This is a genomic window from Microbacterium sp. Beta (genome assembly GCF_005502545.1).
Classification (GTDB): domain Bacteria; phylum Actinomycetota; class Actinomycetes; order Actinomycetales; family Microbacteriaceae; genus Microbacterium; species Microbacterium oxydans.
The window spans coordinates 46,424-66,697 of the sequence record NZ_SCOG01000004.1 but is presented as its reverse complement, the minus strand read 5'-3'; the positions used below and the strand labels follow the sequence as shown (position 1 = coordinate 66,697).

At 65.1% G+C, this 20,274-nt stretch carries 22 protein-coding genes; 5 read left to right on the top strand and 17 right to left on the bottom strand.

Features of this window, described 5'->3' with window-relative positions:
• Window positions 1-185 precede the first annotated feature (185 nt).
• From FFS56_RS05890 to FFS56_RS05875, 4 genes are read right to left on the bottom strand one after another with little or no spacing between them, the layout of a single operon-like run.
• On the bottom strand, window positions 186-1,823 hold the full coding sequence (locus FFS56_RS05890) for a glycogen debranching protein (RefSeq protein ID WP_127011634.1): 1,638 nt from the start codon (window positions 1,821-1,823) through the stop codon (window positions 186-188).
• A complete protein-coding gene (locus FFS56_RS05885; RefSeq protein WP_082108554.1) occupies window positions 1,820-2,764 on the bottom strand; it encodes a carbohydrate ABC transporter permease in 945 nt (314 codons plus the stop codon). The genes FFS56_RS05890 and FFS56_RS05885 overlap by 4 nt, the downstream gene beginning before the upstream one ends.
• The gene (locus FFS56_RS05880; protein ID WP_127011633.1) at window positions 2,761-3,723 is read right to left on the bottom strand and encodes a sugar ABC transporter permease; all 963 of its coding nucleotides are present in this window, start codon (window positions 3,721-3,723) and stop codon (window positions 2,761-2,763) included. Before FFS56_RS05880 ends, FFS56_RS05885 begins: the two co-directional genes overlap by 4 nt.
• Window positions 3,724-3,725: 2 nt before the next feature.
• The gene (locus FFS56_RS05875) at window positions 3,726-5,042 is read right to left on the bottom strand and encodes a sugar ABC transporter substrate-binding protein (RefSeq protein ID WP_052748624.1); all 1,317 of its coding nucleotides are present in this window, start codon (window positions 5,040-5,042) and stop codon (window positions 3,726-3,728) included.
• 161 nt (window positions 5,043-5,203) lie between these two features.
• Between FFS56_RS05875 and FFS56_RS05870 the strand changes: the two genes are divergently transcribed.
• Window positions 5,204-5,647, top strand: a complete 444-nt coding sequence (locus FFS56_RS05870; RefSeq protein ID WP_233437370.1) for a hypothetical protein — start codon at window positions 5,204-5,206, stop codon at window positions 5,645-5,647.
• Between the two features lie 87 nt (window positions 5,648-5,734).
• Here the strand turns inward: FFS56_RS05870 and FFS56_RS05865 are convergent, their stop codons facing one another.
• From FFS56_RS05865 to FFS56_RS05820, 10 genes are all read right to left on the bottom strand, one after another.
• A complete protein-coding gene (locus FFS56_RS05865) occupies window positions 5,735-6,949 on the bottom strand; it encodes an MFS transporter (protein WP_046746921.1) in 1,215 nt (404 codons plus the stop codon).
• A 13-nt stretch (window positions 6,950-6,962) separates the two neighbouring features.
• Complete coding sequence (locus FFS56_RS05860; protein ID WP_171011069.1) at window positions 6,963-7,862, bottom strand: prolyl oligopeptidase family serine peptidase; 900 nt, start codon at window positions 7,860-7,862, stop codon at window positions 6,963-6,965.
• Between the two features lie 347 nt (window positions 7,863-8,209).
• Window positions 8,210-8,884, bottom strand: a complete 675-nt coding sequence (locus FFS56_RS05855; protein WP_046746923.1) for a hypothetical protein — start codon at window positions 8,882-8,884, stop codon at window positions 8,210-8,212.
• A 41-nt stretch (window positions 8,885-8,925) separates the two neighbouring features.
• Window positions 8,926-9,924, bottom strand: a complete 999-nt coding sequence (locus tag FFS56_RS05850; RefSeq protein WP_046746924.1) for an asparagine synthetase A — start codon at window positions 9,922-9,924, stop codon at window positions 8,926-8,928.
• A complete protein-coding gene (locus FFS56_RS05845) occupies window positions 9,921-10,529 on the bottom strand; it encodes a 3'-5' exoribonuclease (protein ID WP_052748625.1) in 609 nt (202 codons plus the stop codon). Before FFS56_RS05845 ends, FFS56_RS05850 begins: the two co-directional genes overlap by 4 nt.
• The gene (locus FFS56_RS05840; RefSeq protein ID WP_127011631.1) at window positions 10,530-11,984 is read right to left on the bottom strand and encodes a PfkB family carbohydrate kinase; all 1,455 of its coding nucleotides are present in this window, start codon (window positions 11,982-11,984) and stop codon (window positions 10,530-10,532) included. It lies immediately after the preceding gene.
• A complete protein-coding gene (locus tag FFS56_RS05835; RefSeq protein WP_046746926.1) occupies window positions 11,902-12,360 on the bottom strand; it encodes an HIT domain-containing protein in 459 nt (152 codons plus the stop codon). Before FFS56_RS05835 ends, FFS56_RS05840 begins: the two co-directional genes overlap by 83 nt.
• A gap of 41 nt (window positions 12,361-12,401) precedes the next feature.
• A complete protein-coding gene (locus FFS56_RS05830; RefSeq protein WP_046746927.1) occupies window positions 12,402-13,061 on the bottom strand; it encodes a methyltransferase domain-containing protein in 660 nt (219 codons plus the stop codon).
• Window positions 13,058-13,570 (bottom strand): HIT family protein, encoded by a 513-nt coding sequence (locus FFS56_RS05825; protein ID WP_082108556.1) that lies wholly within the window; start codon window positions 13,568-13,570, stop codon window positions 13,058-13,060. The genes FFS56_RS05830 and FFS56_RS05825 overlap by 4 nt, the downstream gene beginning before the upstream one ends.
• Window positions 13,571-13,609: 39 nt before the next feature.
• Window positions 13,610-14,926 (bottom strand): hypothetical protein, encoded by a 1,317-nt coding sequence (locus tag FFS56_RS05820; RefSeq protein ID WP_127011629.1) that lies wholly within the window; start codon window positions 14,924-14,926, stop codon window positions 13,610-13,612.
• 336 nt (window positions 14,927-15,262) lie between these two features.
• On the opposite strand from FFS56_RS05820, the gene FFS56_RS05815 reads away from it, so the two are divergent.
• The 4 genes from FFS56_RS05815 to FFS56_RS05800 all read left to right on the top strand — a co-directional run bounded on the left by FFS56_RS05815 (window position 15,263) and on the right by FFS56_RS05800 (window position 17,338).
• On the top strand, window positions 15,263-16,333 hold the full coding sequence (locus FFS56_RS05815) for a M4 family metallopeptidase (RefSeq protein WP_046746930.1): 1,071 nt from the start codon (window positions 15,263-15,265) through the stop codon (window positions 16,331-16,333).
• Window positions 16,308-16,613 carry a protealysin inhibitor emfourin gene (locus tag FFS56_RS05810; RefSeq protein WP_046746931.1) on the top strand — a complete coding sequence of 102 codons (306 nt, stop codon included), beginning with the start codon at window positions 16,308-16,310 and terminating at the stop codon, window positions 16,611-16,613. Before FFS56_RS05815 ends, FFS56_RS05810 begins: the two co-directional genes overlap by 26 nt.
• 61 nt (window positions 16,614-16,674) lie before the next feature.
• The gene (locus FFS56_RS05805) at window positions 16,675-17,010 is read left to right on the top strand and encodes a hypothetical protein (protein ID WP_046746932.1); all 336 of its coding nucleotides are present in this window, start codon (window positions 16,675-16,677) and stop codon (window positions 17,008-17,010) included.
• A gap of 82 nt (window positions 17,011-17,092) precedes the next feature.
• Complete coding sequence (locus FFS56_RS05800) at window positions 17,093-17,338, top strand: hypothetical protein (protein WP_127011628.1); 246 nt, start codon at window positions 17,093-17,095, stop codon at window positions 17,336-17,338.
• Window positions 17,339-17,361: 23 nt separating this feature from the next.
• Here FFS56_RS05800 and FFS56_RS05795 read toward each other — a convergent pair whose 3' ends face one another.
• Genes FFS56_RS05795 through FFS56_RS05785 form a run of 3 tightly spaced genes read right to left on the bottom strand, consistent with a single transcriptional unit; the run spans window position 17,362 to window position 20,256 of the window.
• Window positions 17,362-18,168 carry a siderophore-interacting protein gene (locus FFS56_RS05795; protein ID WP_127011627.1) on the bottom strand — a complete coding sequence of 269 codons (807 nt, stop codon included), beginning with the start codon at window positions 18,166-18,168 and terminating at the stop codon, window positions 17,362-17,364.
• Window positions 18,161-19,210 carry an iron chelate uptake ABC transporter family permease subunit gene (locus tag FFS56_RS05790; RefSeq protein ID WP_127011626.1) on the bottom strand — a complete coding sequence of 350 codons (1,050 nt, stop codon included), beginning with the start codon at window positions 19,208-19,210 and terminating at the stop codon, window positions 18,161-18,163. The genes FFS56_RS05795 and FFS56_RS05790 overlap by 8 nt, the downstream gene beginning before the upstream one ends.
• Window positions 19,207-20,256 carry an iron ABC transporter permease gene (locus FFS56_RS05785; protein ID WP_052748627.1) on the bottom strand — a complete coding sequence of 350 codons (1,050 nt, stop codon included), beginning with the start codon at window positions 20,254-20,256 and terminating at the stop codon, window positions 19,207-19,209. Before FFS56_RS05785 ends, FFS56_RS05790 begins: the two co-directional genes overlap by 4 nt.
• Between the last annotated feature and the right edge of the window lie 18 nt (window positions 20,257-20,274).

Below are 20,274 nucleotides of genomic sequence, written 5' to 3'. Positions count from 1 at the left end.
CTGCTCATGATAGACGCGAGTTCGCCAATCCGCCGCCCTAATCTCGCCGTTCTGCCCTTATTCCTTCGCCGTTTCACCAACGCCTACTCGCCGTCTTGCCAGCGACAGTCGTCCTATCTCCCTGCACGGATGTTCGCGATGCCTCGCCTCTGGAAGGGGGACAGCTCCCGATGGGGGCGGAGGCGTCAGCTGAGCTGCACGGCGAGGTCGATGAAGAGCGCAGCCGACCAGCCGAACGCGGTCGTCGCCGTGCGGGCCTTCCGACCTGTGTGCGGGTTGAAGTACTCGTGCGGACCACCGCCGTGGATCACCAGCGCAACGGTCTGCTCCCGCAGCTCCCGCGCCCGCTCGGCGTAGCCCGACGCCTCGAGCCCTTCCGCGATGAGCGTGCTCGTGTTGACCCACACCGGGCCACGCCACATGCGCTCGTCCGAGAAGTCCGGGTCCGAGGCCGCGACCGTGGGCAGACCCCAGGGCAGGCGGAAGCGTTCGGGGTCGTCGACGGCTGCGCGCAACACCTCGGCGATCGACGTCGGCAGCGTGCCCGTGAGCAGCGGCATCAGGCCGACGACGGTGTCGCTGAGCTGCGGCTCCCCTCCGCCGAACGCGAGGAAGCGAGCACGCTCGGGATCCCACATGCGCAGCAGCAGCTCCTGCGTGGCGACAGCCCGCTCCCGGTACCGCGACACGTCGGCATCCGGCTCGTACCTCTCCAGCAGCGACGCGAGTTCCCGATCTTGGCGCACGAGGTACGCCCCGAGGTCGGGGGCCGCGGTCGGCAACGGACCGTCGAAGATCGGGCTGTCGTCGAGGCCGGAGGAGTACGGGTGACCGTACTCGGGCATCCCGTCGTGGTCGAGGTCGCTTCCCGCGAACCACCAGTCCTGCGAGCGGACGATGCGCGCCAGCTGCGTCCTCGCGTAGTCGGGGGCGTCCTCGGCCTCGAGCACCTTGCGCAGCGCCCAGGCGGCGAGCGGCGGCTTCGTCAGCGGCACCGGGGCACTCGGATCGGCGATCTGCGAGCCGGCGCGACGCAGGTTGGCGCGGTCGCTCTCGGGCAGATCATCGCTGGTGGCCAGCACCCCGAGCTCGTGCACCACGTCGGGCAGCTGCCCGTCGGACTGGGCGAACCGGAAGGCGAGGTCGAGCTGTTCGCGCGCGAGCTCCGGGTCGCCGTGTCGCAACCCGACGGCGATGAAGTACGCATCCCACTGCCACAGGCCGACATAGCCGATCTTCGACGGGACGATCGCCCTGGCGTCGCCGAGAGAGGGCAGCTCGACGACGTTCGCCCCGAGCACCCACCAGCAGAACGCGGTCATCTCCTGCAGGTCGTCGCGCACGGTCGGGCACTTCGCGAACCAGTCGGCCCAGACCTCCTCCGTCGCGGCGAGCGCGGCAGCATGGTCGCCGGGCTCGACGACGACGGCACGATCGGCATCGATGCGGAGTCGAAGTCCGTCACCGAGCGGATGCTCATCCACACGCCCGTCCGGTCGCCGCAACCGCACCCGCAGCCCGGGTTCTCCCCCGAGGCTCAGGGTCGACGGATCGGCGAACGTCAGCGTCGCCGCCGCATCGCCGAACGTCACCCGCGCCGGATGCACGTCGGTCACCGGAAGCACCGCTCCCGCGGCATCCACCACACCCAGCGCGTCCAGCACACGGCACTCCGACAGCCGCCTCTCGTACTCCGAGGTGTGCACGCGCACGCCCTCCCCGTGCTCCGCGCGGAACACGAGCACCCGCGAACGCGGCAGCGTGAAGGGCGCGATGACGAGGTCGAGGTGACGACCGGCGAGCGCTGCAGCATCTGTCATCATCGTCCTCCGAGTCCCGACGCAGCCATGCTGTTGAGGATCTTGCGCTGGCCGATCACGAACACGATCAGCATCGGCACGGTGGCGATCGCGGAGGCCGCCATCACGAGTCCGTAGTTGACCGACCCCTGCTGGCTCTCGAACGCGTTCAGCAACAGCGGAACCGTGAACAGGTCGGGCGAGTTCAGCAGCACCAGCGGGAACAGGAAGGCGTTCCAGACATCGAGCGCCACGATGATGCTGAGGGCTGCGAGACCGGGCTTGAGGTTCGGGAGCACGACGCTCCAGAAGATGCGCCAGCGGCCGGCGCCGTCGACGATGGCCGCCTCTTCGAGCTCGCGCGGCAGCGCCAGCACGAACTGACGCATCAGGAACACCGCGAACGGGTTCGCCATGATCCCCGGCACGATCAGCGCGAGATGCGAGTCGACCCAGCCGAGGTTCGACATCAGCAGGTAGAACGGGATCAGCGTCACCTGCTTCGGGATCATCTGCGTCGCCAGGAAGACGATGAAGAGCACCTTGCTGCCGCGGAATCGGATGCGCGCGAACGCGTAGCCGGCCATCGAGGCCGTGAGCAGGGTGCCCACCACCACGAGGATCGCGATGTAGGCGCTGTTCAGGTAGGCCTGCCCGAACGGCACCGCGTTCCACGCCTCGGTGTAGTTGTCGAAGGTCCAGGGGTCTGGCAGGAACTGCAGGGGGTTCTTCAGCAGCTGCGGCAGCGTCTTGAACGAGGTCAGCAGCATCCAGATGAACGGGAACACCATCGCGATCCCGGCGATGATGAGAACGACGTGCAACGCGGTCGAACCGAGCCGGCGGCGCGCGCGATCGACGGCAGGGCCACCACGGCCACGCGAACGGTAGCCGGGCGCGGTGATCGCGACGGTGGAGTCGGTCGCCGGAGCGGGGCCGGTGAGGGGAGGCGTCTGGATGCTCATGCGGGGTCATCCTCGTAGTGGACGAACTTCTTCTGCGCGCCGAACTGCACCGCGGTGATGACGAGGGTCAGCACGAGCAGGATGATGCTCGCGGCACTGGACGGACCGAACTCGAACCGCCCGAAGCCCAGATCGAAGATGTGGTAGACGATCGTGCGGGTCGCGTTGTCGGGGCCCGCGTCCTGCACGAGCACGTAGACCGTGTCGAATGTCTGCAGGGAGGAGATGAACGCGACGACCGACGAGAAGAACACGATCGGCGAGAGCAGCGGCAGACGGATGCTGGTGAACAACCGCCAGGGACCGGCGCCGTCGATGCGCGCGGCCTCGATCACCGAGGGCGAGATGTTCTGCAGCCCGGCGAGGAAGATCACCACGTTCAGGCCCATCGACGACCAGATCGTGACGATGCAGACGGCGAGGAGGGCAAGCTTCGGATCCTGCAGCCAGTCGGGCGGGGTGACCCCGAAGACCTTCGAGATCGTCGTGGAGAGCAGGCCGTCGGAGCGGAACATCTGCTGCCAGATCATCGCCACGGCAACCGTCGAGGTCACCACGGGCGCGAAGAACAGGATCAGGTAGAGCGTGCGCGTCTTGAGCTTCTCGAGCGCGACCGCGACGATCACCGAGAGGCCGAGACCGATGGGGACCGTGACGATCGCGATGATGAGCGTGTTGACGATCGCTCGCCACAGCAGCGGGTCGGTCAGCTGGTCGGCGAAGTTCGCGAACCCCACCCACGTGAGGTCGGACAGACCGTCCCAATCGGCGAACGCCAGCACCAGGCTGGCGGCGAACGGCAGGACGACGAACAGGCCCATGCCGATCAGCTGCGGGCCGACGAAGACGTACCCCCACCGCCGATCACGGCGGCGCCAGAGCGCCTCCTTGCGCAGGGGCGGGGCGGATGCCGCAGGGGTGACCTGCGGCATCCGCCCGTTCTCGGTGACAGTGCTCACGCCTACTTCTCCGACCGGTCCTTGACCACGTCGGCGATCGTGTCGAGGGTGGCCTGCGCGTCGGTCTTGCCCTGGTAGAGCTTCAGGAACTCGTCCGCGATCGCGGTCGGCAGGCCAGGCACGCGCGCCTCGGCGGGGTAGTCCTCGAATCCGATGTCACGCATGTCGAGGAAGGTCTGCGCATGCGCGGGGTAGTCGCCCTCGAGCACCACATCATCGGCGCCCTTGATCGACGGGACGGCATTGCCGCCGCCCTGCAGACGGAAGGTCTGCCCCTCCGCCGAGAGGAACTCGGTCCAGAACGTGAACGCGGCGTCCTTCACCTTGGTCTTGCCGTTGATGGCGAGGAAGCTGGTCGCGACTCCGGTCGGAGCGGCTTCGCCGTCGGGAGTCGGCCACTGCACGATGTCGTAGCTGTCCTGCTCGCCCGTCGCGCTCACCGTGCCGATCGTGTAGCGGCCCTGCACGAAGAAGCCGGCCTTGTGCGTGACGAACACGCTGTCGGCCCCGGCCCCGTCCGGCAGGGTGTCCGCCACGACGAAGGTGCCGTCTTCGAACAGGTCGCCGAGCTGCTGCACGGACTCGACGGTGTCGGCATCCTTGTTCGCGACGAACGCACCGGAGTCGTCGTACGGGGCGTCGAGGCCCTGTGAAGACAGCCAGCTCCAGTGCGTCGCCCAGTAGTTCCAGTACATGGTCCCGGTCAGGCCCGCGTCGTGGAGCTTCTTGTTCATCTCGAGGAACTTGTCGGTCGTCCACTCGCCGTTCTCGGCCAGGGTCGCCGGGTCTTCGGTGATGCCGGCGGCGGCGAGCGCCTGCTTGTCGTACCAGAACACGTCGGGGTTCGAGTCGTTCGGGGCGGCGTACACCTCGCCGTCGTTCTCGGCAGCGCCGAAGAGCCCGGGGAAGAAGTCGTCCTTCTTCGTCTTGCTCTCCTTCGAGTCCATCAGGTCGCTGAGCGGCATGAGCCGGTTCGAGTCGACGAACTGGCCGATCTTGTCGTCGCCCACGTAGAACACGTCGGGGGCGGTGTTGCTGGTGAGCTGAGCGAGCAGCTTGGAGTGGTAGTCGCCGTAGTCCGCCACGGGCTGCAGCTTGACCTTGATGTCGGGGTGGCGCTCCATGAAGTCCTTGTTGAACTCCTCATAGCGGGTGAGCTCGTCGGCCGTGCCCCAGGTCGACCAGACGACGGTGGCGTTGCCGTCGGCGTCGACGCCTCCACCGCCTCCTCCACCTCCACCGCTGCACGCGGCGAGTCCGAGTGCCAGAGCGCCGGCGGCCCCCAGTGCCAGAAACCGCGTCACGTTCGCACGTGCCATCTCGCTACCTCTTTCATCATTGGAAGATCAGGTCGGGAACACCCTTCGGGCGTACTGGTATTCTGTATACAGAACGCAATCCTGTCAAGGAATCGTGGTGGGGACCGGGCCATCGAGACCATCCCGTGACGAACGAGCGGGGCATGACGCAGACTGGCTCCATGACCGATCCTGATCCGCACCTGATCGACCCCGCACTCCTTCCGACACCGTTCACCGCCGCGGAGATCCGCGACGCCATCGGAAACGGCACGACGATCCACCTGCTCCTGGAAGGTCCGGACGGCCCGCTCGGCGAGCACGTCAACCGCTATCACGACGTGGACGACGAGGGTGCGACGCTCGACCGCTGGTCGGTCGAGGACCCGAAGGCGGTCGTCTCGAACCGGGTGACCTGGCTCGAACTCCAGGGCCACTCCGCGTTCGATCCCGAGACCACGAGTGTGTCGACGGTGAGCCTGACGACTCCCCTCGGCGCGCTCACCTGCCGCAGGTACGACACCGTCGACGGTGTCTTCTGGTTCTCTGTCGACCACCCCGGCATGCCGGTGCAGTTCGAATCCGACGGACTGCGCACGACAGTGCTGAGCATCGAGCAGCACTGATCACCGGACGAGGAAGGGAGGGGAGCTGCCTCGCGCTCAAGAGCACAATCCTCGCTCCCGCGCGAGGGAACGCTTCCTCCCACGCCGCTAGACGTCATCCTGTCGAGCACGTATAGAAGCGCTCATAGTCAATAGCAACTGCATGGCGACCAGGATAAAGACCACCACGTAGATCACGATCGGGGCTCCGAAAGCCGCCGCGACGACTCCGATCACCACGTTTCCCACTGGGTTCAGCGACAGCGAGCCGAGCCAGTCGTATGAACTGACTCGCGAGATCGCGTCCGGGGGTATCCGGCTCTGCAGCGTCGTCACCCACAGTGTTCCCGCAACTGCCACCCCCGCAGCGGACAGCAACCCAGCGGCTGAGACCCAGCCGACAGGCAAGGAACTGGCGATCGCGAGGAGGAAGGGAGCGTCGAGCAGTACCAGCATCACGCACAGGAGGAGTGGTCGCGACACGCGGACCTTGAAGGCGACGAGACCTCCGACGACCGAGCCGATCGCTCTGGCCGCGAGAACGGCTGCCCAGCCGGCCACACCGTAGCCGTTGTCCTCGAAGACCACTGGTCCGAGGAGCGCGATAGCGGGGAGCAGGGTCGCCTGATAGATGGAGAACGAAACGACCATCTGCCAGACCCAGGGCCGAGACGCGAACTCCCTCCAACCGACTCGAAGATCAATCCATATGCCGCGATTCTTCGACTTCGTCTGCGTGTCGCCGGCCTTCCGTACAGCAGCGGGGACCAGTGCGACGAAGCAGGCGCTGATGAAGAACGTGCCCGCGTCCACTCCCAGTGCCACCGCTGGCCCGTAGATCGCGACGACTACACCTGCCACCCCTGGAGCGACGACGCTGACCACGTTCTGCGCGACCTCAAGTAGCGCATTCGCTTCGCGCAGATGCTCTTTGGGCACGATCGTCGGCAGTATTCCGGTGGCTGCGGGAAGAAAGAACGCGCTGGCAGTTCCCCTGATCAGCTGGATCACGACGAGCGCCCAGACGTTGTACCACCCGACAGCGAACATCAGACACGTCAAGGCCTGGGTCAGAGCCATCATCAGGTCAGCGAGAACGACGATCGTTCTCCGCTCGAAGCGGTCCGCCAGTACGCCGCCGAGCAGGATGAAGACGACGGCAGGCAATGCGGGTGCCGCAAGAACCAATCCCAGATCGATCGCACCGCCCCCGAAGTGAAGCACACCGAAGGTGAGGGCGAGTATCCCGAAAGACGACCCGAAAGTCGATGTAGTCCGCCCGATGAAGTACCAGCGGAAGGCTCGGCTGCGCAGCAGAGTCATAGCCGGCCCTCGGCTACTCACGATGCACACCGTCGTTCAATCTATGCGATACCCAGGACGCAACCGCCCCATCGAGGAGGGCTTTGTTCTCAGCCGAGTGGACGCCGTGTCCTTCGCGGTCGAAGGTCAGAAAGTCGACACCGCAGCCCCAGGTCGAAGCCACTCTTCTGGCATGTTCGATCGGCACGTTCTCGTCGACACCGCCGTGAACGATCAACATCCGTCCTGCGCGAGGGGAATCTAACTTGGGGGTCACCGCTTTCCAGCAATCGGACGAAACCCCGTACTCCTCTATCGACTCGATGCGGGAACCGCCTGTCGTGGACATGTAGTCCTCAAGGTCGTACAGACCGCTGATTCCGACACCGCTCTGGACGAAATCTCTCGAAGCCACGACATTCGCGGCTAAGAGCGCCCCATAGGAGACGCCGAGAACGCAGAGACGGACGCCCTCCGTCAGCTCCGCGATCAGATCGGTCGCATAGAGGGCGTCGTGCACCGCGTCCACCCGGAGGGGTCCGTCGTCAAGCCCGCGATAGTGTTCTCCTCGCCCTGCGCTGCCGCGGACGTTCACGTCGAACACCTCGAATCCGGCCGCAACGAGCGCATCGAACGTCGAGGACTGCCGGGGGCGTGCCTGGAGCGCGGGCCCCCCGTGGAAGGCGATGACCGCTCCTTTCGGGCGGCGCGAGGTTCGCCGCCAGCAGTCGATCGGGACGCCGTCGAACGATCTCCATTCGATCCGCTGAAAGCCGAAGAGTGAGACGTCCAAACCGGAGTCAGGAACCACGCTGCGAACAACACCACTCCGATCCGCGACGACGATGTCGCAGGGGCTGCCGGGGTGGTCCAGGATGGCCGCGAAATGATCGGGACGGCCCAGCCACACGATCTCCCTGATCACGCCAGGCATGGTCGTCCTCCACTCGAGGCGCCCATGGCGATTCCATATGCGAACGCCGGAGAGACCGCGCTCGTTGACGGCGAGGAGAAAGTCGCCGTCCGGGGTCTTCTCCCATGCGTCAATCTCTTCGCGAACGCCCCGAGAACGGGCCGCTGCTCTCGGCTCGAACCCGTTGTTGCGGGTGCAACGAGCGCCGTCATGGCCGCCGTTGACGCAGACCGAAACGGCCGGTCCCTCGCGATGGGACGCCGCTTCAGTCGGGACCGAGTAGTGCACCCCTCGGTCCATCCAGCACAGCTCGACAGTGCCGCCCCTCAGGTCGCGGCGCCACTCGTTCGATACAGACAATTCAGTGTTCAGCTCAGTTGGGATGAGGCGGCGAGCACGAATCGCTCAAAGAGAGCGCGCGTCGCGGCATAGCCGCCACGAGTGAGTTCTTCACGGACGAGATCGCAGAGATTCGACCATGCGGCTGTCAACTCGACTCTGCTCGGTCTCGTCGCGTACGTGCCAATGATGCGCGCGAGATCGGCTTCGGAAAGCCGCTCCTCAAGGCGGCGATGCCCGGTCAACCCTCGGTGCAGACGCCGCTCCATCAGAGGGATGAGAGCGTCCTCTCGGTACTGGTCAATCGCCCTTGCCGCCGCGAGATACTCTCCGCGGGCGATGCGGATCGAGATCTGATAGATCCACGGGGGCGCCCACACGAGCGGCCAATCGGCATCCCCGCGGGGAAGCATCGCGGCGACACCGTCGACATCGATCTTGGCGATGTGCGCATGCGTCAGCACGTACATCACCTCGAGCTGAGGGCGATGCACGGCGACGCCCGAGTACTGCGACAACACCTGACCGCCGGCAGACGTCACCGCCGCTCGGACGACTTCCGTCGCCTCCCCCGTGGAAATCGACACCTTCAGGTCGAGGTCAGACCAGCGGTCGAACTCCCCGGTGCACGCGCTGCCGCTCAGCGTCCAACCGATTCCTGCGCTCTCGAAGGCGATCAGCACGTCGGTGAACAGTGTCGCCACCGGAGCAGGAAGCGGAGAGAAATCGACGTCGGAAGGACTTATCACGGGACGAGCTGTCGACCGTTGGCTCGTGGCATGAGTTGCACATCGCGGACGTCTTCCATCTGCAGAACCCATGCGATGAATCTCTCTGTGCCCATTCCGAAGCCGGAGGTTTGAAGCGGCGCTTCCTCTTTCATCCTCACATACCACTCGTAGGGGCCCTCATCGACCTCGTGACGTCTCATCGATTCCCGGAGCGTCGACGCGCCTTGATGCCTTTCACCACACCCGAGGACTTCACCCAGGCCGAACAGCAGGTCAGCATTCAGCGCTACTTCCTGCATTTGCGTGGTGGCTTGGTAGAACGGCACCGAAAGCGAGTCCCAATGTGTCAGCCAGACAGGGCCTCCGTGCAGCCGAATGAGGTCGTGCTCGCCACTTCGCGTGAGGTCGCGCCACCCGTCATGCTGAATGATCTTGGAATCGTCAAGCAATCGGGCTGCCTCATCGAACGTGACTCGGGGAAAGCGATCCTGCGTGACGAGATGCTCCAGATGCGAGATCGTACCGCAGTAGGCTTCGATCTCAGGCCCAGCGTCTTCCAGCACCTGCCGAGTGATCGCTTTCAGATAGTGCTCCGCCTCTTGAACGACGTCATCGAGGCTGCCGGGAATCTCTACCTCCGAGTGGTAGAACTGGCAGAGATGAGTGGAATCCGCATCCTCCCCGCGGAACGATGGCATCACGTAGTACGCCCCCTTCTCCGCAAGACGGAGCGCGTACTCGAGACCGAACTGCATGGAGTCCGCCAGGTACGTGGGGACTCCGAACAGCTCGATATGAACCGGGCTCGAGTCGCTCCCCCGCCCCATCGGGCTTGAGATCGCGCCCGTGGTGATGGGCAGATGAGCCGCCTTCACCCCCCGTGACCGCCAATAGTTCGATGTCCCATAGGTGAGGGAATCCTGAACCGTGACGATCAATCGGTGCAGCGGCGAATCGAGCACTTCGAGGTATCGATCCGGATTCTCCCAAGCTGTTTTCTGGTTAGAACTCATCGTGGAAACTCCTCCTGTTTTGTCACGTTCTGATTCGTCACGGTTGCCATCACCCCGTTGAACAGGTGGGCCTGTTCAATCGCATCTTCCAGTGCCACGTGGCTGTTGGTTGGTTTCTCTCGCAGACACATGTCCTGGATCACTGCTCGCGTCGCGTTCCCGTACTCGACGGGGGCGCCGCCCACGAACACGGACTTGATGTCCAGGTACCGCGAGTGATGAAACGGGGACCCCCCGCGGTACCTATGCATATACGCGGTGACGAACATCCAATCGAAGGCCACCGCGTAACCAACCATCACGGGCACAGTGTCCTCGGAAACTCTCTCGATCCAGGCCTCAACGACCTTCATGCCCGCTTCGGGATCCACGCCTTCGGCTTCGTGCCATCTCCGATCGATTCCTGTGGCTTCCAGCGCCGCAGGGTCCCAGTGTTCTGTCACGGGCGCGAAGTCGACCTGTATTCCTTGTTCGAGCTCGACACCGGAGCTGTATTCACCCGAACTCTGGCGGCCGGCCACAACCGCCCCCAGGCTGAGAAGAGAATTCTCGACCACTGAAGGTCCATCGGTCTCGACATCGATGGAGATGTATGTGAAGTCCATCTAGTTCCCCGGACGTGTGAGCACTCGATCGGCGATGAGCGATGATGAGCGGCCGGACACCAGCGGCGTGAACTCGATCGAGTCGACCAGCGGGGAGATCTCGTCGAAGAATGGCAGGCTCACACGCGAGTAGTCCCCGCCCTTGAGGTAGATGTTCGGTCGGAACTTCTCGACCAAAGGGACGGGAGATATGCCGTCCAACTCGATAACCCGATCTACCAGGCCCAACCCCTCCAGTGTTTCCTTTCGCCACTCGAAGGGAAGCACCGGGCGGGAAGGCCCTTTGAGCTCCCTGATGCTCTCATCCGAGTTGAGCCCGACGACGACGAAGTCTGCGATCTTGCGCGCGTACGACAGCAGGGACAGGTGACCGCCGTGTATGAGGTCGAAGCACCCATTGGTGAAAACAGACCTGGGTTTGACCCGCGCGAACTGGTCGTCCGAGTACAGATTCGAGCGCCCGAAGCGCACCGTCCGTCGCGGACCGAGCGAGAAATCGACAGCCGCCTGGGCAAGGGAAGCTGCAGTGACCGGTCCGATTCCGCACGCAAGATGCAGCGTGATGGCCGCAACGAACAGATCCCCGGCACCGACTGTTGCGTCTTCCTCGGAGATCGTCCCGGGGTGCGTTCTACCGACCTGTCTCTCACTGTCGAAGAGGTAGACGCCGTGCACGTCACTCGAGACAGCCAGGAGTGCGCAGTTCAGCAGCGATGCAAGCGATGCTGCCTCCTCGCCTATGCCATCGTCTGCTTCGCCCGAACCATCGTGCGCCGCCGAAAGCGATGACGTGCTGAGCGCATGTGCATACTCGCGATGATTCATCTTGAGGACATCGACGCCAACGCCGGCCCACGTATGAGGCGAGGCCGTGTCGACGACGAGGGTGGGAACCGACCGTCGCATGTTGGACAGAAGCTGCACGAGCGCGGCCGTATCCTCCTGACCGTAGTCCGATACGATCACAGCGTCGGCGCTGAGCAACGCCATCGCTACACGTACGTCGTCAGCGACGGACTTGTGGTTGTGCTTCGCATCGCGTCCCTTTCTCCGGCGAAGACCACCATCCACTCGCAGTCGGAATCGCGCACCTGCTGTGTCCGCCAGACACCCCGAAATTCGGCAGAATGTCACGCCGGCCTTCTCCATCTCGGGGATGACCGATAGAGCACTGTCGGGCACACACCCGACGTAGGTCACTCGCGCGCCGAGAGCAGCAGCGTTCGCCGCCGTGTTCGCGGCTCCGCCCAGATCCACATGGGAATATCTCCGCGGTCTGCTCTCGATCTCGCCTGCGCGGCTCGCCTCATCTGCGAGCCAGTAGTCGACGATCAGATCGCCGAAGACGACGATGTGCGGTGGTTCGCGTGTTTCAAACACCATCGCGCCCCATCTCGTCGAGGACCCGCTTGTGAATCGCCTCACGCTCGCCGTCCGGTCGGAGGGGAAGCTCATCGAGAGGCCGGTACCTGTAGTCAGAGTCTTGAAAACGACAGGCGAGCTCGATGAAGGTATGAGGAAGCACCTGCCCTGCGGCGGCGCCCTCGTCCCACCAGAAGTTCATTCCCTCGGGGTCGAATGCCTTGCGCAGCGATGGCATGATCTCCACGGCCGCTTCGAACGTGGACTCGAACTCATCGAAGCCCATCTTCTCGAAGGACTGCGCGTGCACGCGAGGAACGACTGCCACGCTCGGCACGCCCCTCGACCAAGGGGGGATGAACGCCACTGCATGCGGGGTCCGCGCCAGGACGTGTGGGGTCGACTCGAACTCAGCGCAGAGCGGACAGTCTTGTCGCGCATCGGCACGTTCATCCGTCTGATCAGGCATGGACTTCCTTCCCTGTTGTCCGCATGATTGCTTCCACTCGCTCAGCCCCTTACGTATGCACTGGTGAAGGTGTTGGCCAAGAGATGTCTCGAAGTGCGCACCACATCCTCGCTATTGCAAAGGGCAATATTTCGCCATCCATGGGATCTCATCGTCTCGGCGAGAGAGTCCGGGTCGAAATGACGCACGTGCTCGTCAGGCTTCAGATGGATGTACTCACTCTCGACCCACCCGATCCCTTCTGTACGCCAATGGCAATACGGAACGGTGACAGCGATCATCTCCGCTCCGATACCGTCGAGAAAGGACAGGTCTGAGATGTGCTCGAGCACATCCCACATCGTCAGCACATCGACGTTCATCGTTGTGTCTACCGACTGCGTGACTCCCGGAACCTCGAGTTCGGCCGCATCATATCCGTACAACAAGGAGACTTCGCCGCGGGCATGCCGCAGGAAGGCGCCATTTCCGTATCCGAGATCGTACAGCGAGACTATGTCCCGACCAAGCGAAGCCTTGCAGAATTCGAGTCTGATAGCGCTCAGCTTCTTCTCGTTCTCGCGGTATTCGGGGTTGTCGTACCGAGATACGTACTCCTCAGAATACTGAAACGATTGTGGGTCCACCTGACAGAGCACTCCGTGCTCGTCGATACCGTACGATCGTCCCGCGATCTGAAACTCATCGGCGGCAATGCTCATTGTTCCCCCTCGGGCAATGGATTCAACGCTACGGCGATCGCGTGTGCGATTCTCATCTGCTCAGAAAGGCTCGTCAACGGAATATCGTCGCTCGGCCCGAACCCGTACTCGGCATCGGCATACCGAGGAACGATCTGAACATGGAGATGGGGTTCAGACTGGCCCGCCGGCTCGCCTGCATTGCAGAAATGGTGCACGCCATCTGGCTTGAGCGAATCGCGGACACCTGCGGCCACTTGGGCGACGACCCGGGCCATCTCCTTGCGCTCAGCATTGGTCATCTCTTCCAGCGTGAGAATATGTCGCCGCGGCGCCACGACAAGGGCCCCTCGAGATCGTTGGCGCTCATTTATGAAGGCAACCATTAGTTCACTCTGGACGATCGGCGCGTAGGCGAGCGCCCCGTCGAATCGTTCACAATTCGAGCATTTCCGATCGGGAAAGATATAGGGCATTGCACCATCCTCGGCAGGTGTATGGGTGGGACGCCGATCGAGGCTGTCGTCCATGTGTGCGGCGCAGGAGACAGCGTGGCGCGCGACGGAAAACTAGATGAGCTGGAGCACGGGGTTGATCTTGCCTGTCGCGGCCTGTTTGAGCTCCGAGCTTTCGAATACGACGAATCTCAGCGTGTTCTGAGGAGTGGCGCTCAGCTCGTCGACGATTCGCGTCGCGAGCGTCTCAGGGTCGTTCACGGGCCCTGCGAGATGCACCTCTACGTGACTCCTGTCGCGCTGCTGAAGCTGGAATGCTGTTCTCGCCTGCAGACGCCCCACCACCTCGAGCACGCTGAACGGACTGTAGGATCGCCCCTCCGGGTCGTACAACACGGCAGACTCACGCCCGATCAGGCTGGTGACCATCGGCGTCCCGGCCCCGCACGGGCACGCCGCGGACAAAGCCGAGTTGGTCAGGTCACCCGTCTCATACCGGAGCAGTGCCATCGCCGCGTTCCTCAAGGGAGTAAGGAGGATGCGATACGCATCCTCCTGTGCCGATGAGGGTTCGGTCTCGGGCCAGACGCAGTCCGTGTCGAAGTGCAGGTTTCCCTCCTCACAGTCCCAACCCGCCATCCCCGTCTCGGCGGTTCCGTACATCCGTCGCACCGGCGCGCCGAACGTTTTCGAGAGATACTCCTGTTGAGACGAGCTGATCTGCTCGAAGGTGGTGATCACCACCTTCGGCCGGACTGTGATCTTGTTTCGCTCGAGAAATGCAGCAACGTCGATCAGCCGAGACGGAGCGCCGATGATCAGGCCCGGGGACGAAAGCTCAACCGCACCGGAAATGATCTCGTCGTTGAAGGACTGACCGGAGTCGAATCGCCTGAATTTCCATCGCAAACGCCCCGGCAATAGAGGTTCCACCGAGAGAATGGGATCTTCAGGATCACGCAGCCCGAAATCCCAAACATCATCATCATCGGAGACCCGGTATTCATCGGCTATGCGCTGATGGGCGACCGTGTCCCAGAATGCGGATTCCGTGTCCCGGATGACGGTCGTGGGGACACCAGTGCTCCCCGATGTGCTCGCGACGTACAGGTCATCTCCGAAAACTTCCCCGTCTGAGCCACGACAGATCAACTCCGCAAATCGGTTCTGAAGTTCTGTCTTCCTCAGCGGCGGCACCGAGCTCAAGATCGCGTCGGCATCGAGCTTCATCTCGCCGGCTTGGTAATACGGTGCGTGCGTCAGTGCGTATTCAAGCCGCTCACGCAACAATACATTCGCTTCTCCGCGAGCCGACCTTGCATACCGGATGATGCTTTGGCGAATCGCTGAGATTTCGTCCTCCTCGCGCGCTGCCCGCATCTCGTCGATGCTCTGGGGAACTGCAGCTCGCAACTGGGAGATGACTTCCATAACGCCCTCTTCGTGTACTTGTCGCGCCTTTGAGGGGGCGCGACGGTGGACGAAGATTCGAAGACGCCACGCCCCCCACTATTTAAAGTGCATGCCACTTCTGCCTCAAGGCTTGAAGGGGCGCAGCTTACGGACCGGCTTAGCGGTAATCTTGAGCGTCATTTCGCACCTCCCTTCCGATTCCCTGCACGCTACCTTTGGTGCGAAACTCTGTCAACCGATCGGCGCAGAAGCCACCTGTTTCCAAAGGCGCAGTAGCGGCGCGCGGATGCCCCAGTATCGCAACTGGTGTTCCCACTGACACAAAATGTCGGCACCCCGGCGTAGGGTCGCACCATGAGCAGCACAGCATCCGGAGAACGTCATGGAGTGGTCCCCTCCTATCTGCTCGCGCGTCTGGCCGAGTCTGGCCGCTTCCCGAAGGCCGCAGCTGCCGCGCGACAGACCCTGACCGCCGGGCGTCCGCCGTTCCGCGCCCGCATCGACCTGTCGATCGACGAGAACGGCGATCTCGTCGCGCAGCTTTCCGACGCCCCCAACCGCACCATCAGCGACGCGGGCAACACTCAGCAGTTGCCCGGCGCGGTGGTGCGCGGCGAAGACGATGCCCCCGTCGAAGACACCGCGGTGAACGAGGCCTACGACGGGCTCGGGGCCACCTTCGAGATGCTCCTGGCGGCGTTCGGTCGCAACTCCCTCGATGACGCGGGCGCCCCGCTCGACGCGACCGTGCACTACGGCGTCGATTATGACAACGCGTTCTGGGACGGCGAGCGCATGGTGTTCGGCGACGGAGACGGCGAGGTGTTCCAGCACTTCACCGCCTCGCTCACCGTCATCGGCCACGAGCTCGCCCACGGCGTGGTGCAGCACACCGCCAACCTCGAGTACCAGGGGCAGCCCGGCGCCCTGAACGAGTCGATCGCTGATGTGTTCGGCGCCCTGACCGAGCAGTACTCCCTCGGCCAGACCGCCGGCCAGGCCACCTGGCTCATCGGCGCCGAGATCTTCACCGACGCCGTGGAGGGCGCGGCGTTGCGCTCGATGATCGCACCGGGCACTGCCTACGACGACGACGAACTCGGCCGCGATCCGCAGCCCGACCACATGAGCGGCTTCGTCCGCACCACCGAAGACAACGGCGGGGTGCACATCAACTCCGGCATCCCCAACCGCGCGTTCGCCCTCTTCGCCACCGACCTCGGCGGCAACGCCTGGGAGCGCGCGGGAACCGTCTGGTATCGCGCCCTCACCGGAGGCCTCTCGAGCACCGCGACCTTCACACAGTTCGCCGACGCCACCATCGCCGCGGCCACGACCCTCGATGCCGCCACCGCCGCAGCCGCTCGACGGGCATGGACGACCGTGGGAGTCTATGAGGATGAGCGAGTCCCCTCCACCGACTGACGCGCAGGTCGTCATCGCGGTGGTGCGCACCGGCGGCATCGCCGGCATCCGCCGTCAGTGGCGGGTGGAAGCGGAACCCGACGACGCTGTGGAATGGATCGATCTGATCGACCGCTGCCCGTGGGACCAGGAACCGGACGGCGGCGTCGGTGCCGATCGGTTCATGTGGAGCATCCGAGCGCGCACGCCGTCCGAGCGACGCGAACGCGAGCTGCCGGACTCCGCGCTCGACGGCCCCTGGCGCACGCTCGTCGACGCCGTGCGCGCGGCCTCCACCTGACACCCCATCCGACGTACGCTCTCAGGTGAGCCGTCGACCGGCGGTCTCGTGAAGGGGGATCATGCTGACGACGGAAGAAGCAGAACGGCTGCTCGGAGCAGCACGAGATGCGTACACCAGGGGCGACCCCCTGCTGCACCTGCACGTCGAGGTCAGTCGCCTCACCGGGGCCCCGTCATCCTGGGGTTCCGCGGAGAACGACTACCTCCAGAACGAGAGCGTCGGCTACTTCCTAGGCGAGGTCGAGAGGCTGGGGTGGCGGCTCGAGCACACGGGATATGCCTTCGTCGATTCCGGCGCCACCACCTCAGATCGGCTGATGAGCACCGGCACGGGTGTCGTCAATCACGGTGGCGTCTCGGGGTACTTCACCTTCCGCCGCGCGGCCTCCACCTGACACCCCCGGGCGCGCGGCGGCATCCGATCAATCGCGTGTGAATGCGGCCCCGTCTCGGCCGCACGGGGTCACAATGGACCCCATGGGACTGTTCCAGCAGAAGCCTGAAGAAGAAGAGAACCAGTGGGTGCTGCCCTCGGAACCGCTCGAGCGCTCCGAATCGGAAGTCCTCGACACGGCACCCGTCGTCGATCCGCTGTCGATCGGACTCGGCGCAGAGACCAGCGGTGACCTGAGCTCGGTCCTTTTCCCCGTCGCCCCTCCCGTGCCGGAAGCCACCGCGACCGAGAACCGGGAACCCCAGGACGACGACGCGGAAAAGGACTGACAGATCGGCCGGGGCCGTCGACCTCAGCCCCGTGCCTCACCCAGCCGCCAGTAGCCCGAGAACGTGATCCGGTCCTTGGAGACGCCACGGTCGACCAGATGACGGCGCAGCTCCTGCACCGCGAGTCGCTCTCCGCACACCCATGCATAGTCGATCACCTCGGGCAGCGCAGCAGCCCGCACCGCCTCCTGCAGTCGCGCACCAGGCAGCTCACCCCGGCGCTCGACCCAGGTGACGGCGCTCGCGAGATCCTGTTTCTCCGCGGCATCCGCGATCTCGATGAAGACGTGCGTCTCCGCGCAATCCGTCGCCTCGAGGATGCGGGCGATCGCGGGCAGTGACGACTCGTCGCCGATGATCACTCGCGCGCGGGTCTCGGGCAGCGGGGCGTACAGGGCCGTGCACTCGCGGATGCCGAGGGCCGACCCGACGCACGCCCGTCCGGCGAATCGGGTTCCCGGGCCCTCGTCGCCGTGCACGACGAAGTCGATGTCGATCTCGCGAGCCTCGGGGCGGTGGTCGCGCAACGTGTACCAGCGCAGATCCGGCCGCTCCTCGTCGGGGATGGCCGCGACAGCCGCACGGATGTTCTCCGTCCCATCGTTGGCGGGCAGCACGAGCGGAGCGCTCTCGTCGCGGGGCAGCAGCAGACCGAGGTACTCGTCCGGTCCCGCGGGCGCGTAGTCGGCGAACTCCGTCGCGGAGATGGTGAGCCGCCGCATGTGCGGGGTGAGATCGCGCACGGCGGTGACGCGAGCGGCGAAGACGCGAGCTCCGGTGCGGCGAGGCCGCTGTGGGGGACGGACGCGGTGGATGGTGTGCTCAGCCACGCCGAGCCCCCTCTCTCCAGAGCAGCCACAGGAAGAATGCGCCGCCGACGGTGATGGTGACGACGCCGACCGGGATCGGCGCCGGGAAGATGTTCTGCGCGAGCAGGTCGCTGGTGAGCAGCAGCAGCGCCCCCACGAGCCCCGAGGCGAGGAAGCTCGTCGCACCCGTCAGGCGCCGGGCGATGTGCGGGGCGATCAGCGCGACGAACGAGATCGGCCCGGCCGTGGCGACGGCGATCGCCACGAGCAGAGTGGCGGCGGCGAGCAGGATCCATCGTGCACGCACGGTACGCACGCCCAGCGCGGTCGAGACGCTGTCGCCGAGTGCCATCATCCGCGCAGCCGGTGCCGCCAGGACGAGGAGCGGGATGATCAGAAGCAACGCGATCGACGCCGGGAACAGATCGCCCCATCCCCGGCCCTGCAGCGAGCCGATCAGCCAGGTCTGCGCCGTGGTCGCGCTCGCGACGAACACCTGCGTCAGCACGTAGTCGACCACGGCCATGGCGGTGGCCGACAGCGCGACACCGGTGAGGATCAACTGCACGCCGTGGAGCCCGGAACGCGCGGTGAACGCGACGATCACGCCCGCGATCACGAGGGAACCGATGACCGCTCCGAGGGCCGCCTGCGCCAGGGATCCGCCCAGCACGAGCATCACGACCACCGCGCCGACCGAGGCACCGCTGCTGATGCCGATCACGTCGGGGCTGGCGAGCGGGTTGCGGGTCAGGCTCTGGAACACGGCCCCGGCGACGGCCAGGCTCGCGCCGACGACGATCGCGACGAGGCTTCGCGGCAGGCGGCGCCCGAGGACGAAGAACTCGTCGAGTCGCTCCGGCGGGCGACCGAGGAGCGTCTCGATCAGTGCGGCCGGGGTGATGATGTACTCGCCGATCATGAGCGCGGCGACCAGCAGCACCAGCAGGACGCCGGCGAGGATGCCGCACACGAGGGCCGTGCGATGGCTGAACCGGAAGGACCAGCGCTCTCCGCGGAGGACACGGTCGTCGGACGTCAGCGCGACGGTGCGCAGGCTCATGAGATCCCCGCCGTCCGCCTGCCGACCACGAAGGCGATGAGCAGCGGGCCGCCGATCAGAGCCGTGACGATGCCGACCTGCACCTCGCCGCCTCCGCCGATCACGCGGCCGAGGGTGTCGGCCAGAAGCAGCATCGCCGGGGCCGCGAGCAGCGACAGCGGCAGCACGATGCGGAGGTCGGGTCCGACGAGGCGACGGAGCAGATGCGGGATGACGAGACCGACGAACGCGATGGGACCGGCGATCGCGGTCGCCGTGCCGCACAGCAGCGTGACGGCGAGGAGCACGAGCGCGCGCACGACACCGGGCTTCACCCCGAGGGCGATCGCGCTGTCGTCGCCGAGTGCCATCAGGTTCAGTGCGGGCCCGAGCAGCAGAGCGAGGATCACGCCGACGATGATGAAGACGACCAGCGGCAGCGCTTCTTCCACAGGTCGGGCGGTGAGGGAGCCGACTCGCCAGAAGCGGAACGCGTCGAGCACCGTCTCATCCGTCAGCACGATCGCTTGCGAGAGCCCGGCCAGGATGGCCGAGAACGCGACGCCGGCGAGGATCAGTCGCACGGGCGAACCGGAGGCGAACCGGGTGCCCGAGAACCAGAAGATCACCGCAGAAGCGAGAGCGGCTCCGGCGAGCGCGAGCCAGATCGTGCCGCCGACGCCGAGGGCGCCCAGCACGCTCATGCCGGCGACCACGCCGAACGAGGCGCCGGCGCTGACCCCCAGCATCCCGGGGTCCGCGATCGGGTTGCGGGTGAGCGCCTGCATCAGCACACCGGCAGCACCCAGCGCGACGCCGCAGATGACCGCGTTGACGGTGCGGGTCACGCGCAGCTCGCCGACGATGTTCAGGACGTTCTGGTCCCCCGTGCCGAACAGCGAGAGCACCACCTCGCCGAGGGGCACGAACCGCGCACCTACGGCGAGGCTCAATGCCAGCGAGATCGCCAGCACGGCCACGACCAGGGCGATGCCGAACCACACGGGGAAGCGGGATGCCGCGAGCGGGGCACGACGACGCGTGACGACGACCGGTTCGGAACTCATATTTGGATAGCCTAACCA

Bases quoted from the DNA above. Each gene is read 5' to 3' on its own strand.
- FFS56_RS05890 (WP_127011634.1), bottom strand. From the start codon at position 1,823: ATGATGACAGATGCTGCAGCGCTCGCCGGTCGTCACCTCGACCTCGTC.
- FFS56_RS05885 (WP_082108554.1), bottom strand. From the start codon at position 2,764: ATGAGCATCCAGACGCCTCCCCTCACCGGCCCCGCTCCGGCGACCGAC.
- FFS56_RS05875 (WP_052748624.1), bottom strand. From the start codon at position 5,042: ATGGCACGTGCGAACGTGACGCGGTTTCTGGCACTGGGGGCCGCCGGC.
- FFS56_RS05870 (WP_233437370.1), top strand. From the start codon at position 5,204: ATGACCGATCCTGATCCGCACCTGATCGACCCCGCACTCCTTCCGACA.
- FFS56_RS05865 (WP_046746921.1), bottom strand. From the start codon at position 6,949: ATGACTCTGCTGCGCAGCCGAGCCTTCCGCTGGTACTTCATCGGGCGG.
- FFS56_RS05860 (WP_171011069.1), bottom strand. From the start codon at position 7,862: ATGCCTGGCGTGATCAGGGAGATCGTGTGGCTGGGCCGTCCCGATCAT.
- FFS56_RS05850 (WP_046746924.1), bottom strand. From the start codon at position 9,924: ATGAGTTCTAACCAGAAAACAGCTTGGGAGAATCCGGATCGATACCTC.
- FFS56_RS05845 (WP_052748625.1), bottom strand. From the start codon at position 10,529: ATGGACTTCACATACATCTCCATCGATGTCGAGACCGATGGACCTTCA.
- FFS56_RS05840 (WP_127011631.1), bottom strand. From the start codon at position 11,984: ATGAGCTTCCCCTCCGACCGGACGGCGAGCGTGAGGCGATTCACAAGC.
- FFS56_RS05835 (WP_046746926.1), bottom strand. From the start codon at position 12,360: ATGCCTGATCAGACGGATGAACGTGCCGATGCGCGACAAGACTGTCCG.
- FFS56_RS05830 (WP_046746927.1), bottom strand. From the start codon at position 13,061: ATGAGCATTGCCGCCGATGAGTTTCAGATCGCGGGACGATCGTACGGT.
- FFS56_RS05825 (WP_082108556.1), bottom strand. From the start codon at position 13,570: ATGGACGACAGCCTCGATCGGCGTCCCACCCATACACCTGCCGAGGAT.
- FFS56_RS05820 (WP_127011629.1), bottom strand. From the start codon at position 14,926: ATGGAAGTCATCTCCCAGTTGCGAGCTGCAGTTCCCCAGAGCATCGAC.
- FFS56_RS05815 (WP_046746930.1), top strand. From the start codon at position 15,263: ATGAGCAGCACAGCATCCGGAGAACGTCATGGAGTGGTCCCCTCCTAT.
- FFS56_RS05810 (WP_046746931.1), top strand. From the start codon at position 16,308: ATGAGCGAGTCCCCTCCACCGACTGACGCGCAGGTCGTCATCGCGGTG.
- FFS56_RS05805 (WP_046746932.1), top strand. From the start codon at position 16,675: ATGCTGACGACGGAAGAAGCAGAACGGCTGCTCGGAGCAGCACGAGAT.
- FFS56_RS05800 (WP_127011628.1), top strand. From the start codon at position 17,093: ATGGGACTGTTCCAGCAGAAGCCTGAAGAAGAAGAGAACCAGTGGGTG.
- FFS56_RS05790 (WP_127011626.1), bottom strand. From the start codon at position 19,210: ATGAGCCTGCGCACCGTCGCGCTGACGTCCGACGACCGTGTCCTCCGC.
- FFS56_RS05785 (WP_052748627.1), bottom strand. From the start codon at position 20,256: ATGAGTTCCGAACCGGTCGTCGTCACGCGTCGTCGTGCCCCGCTCGCG.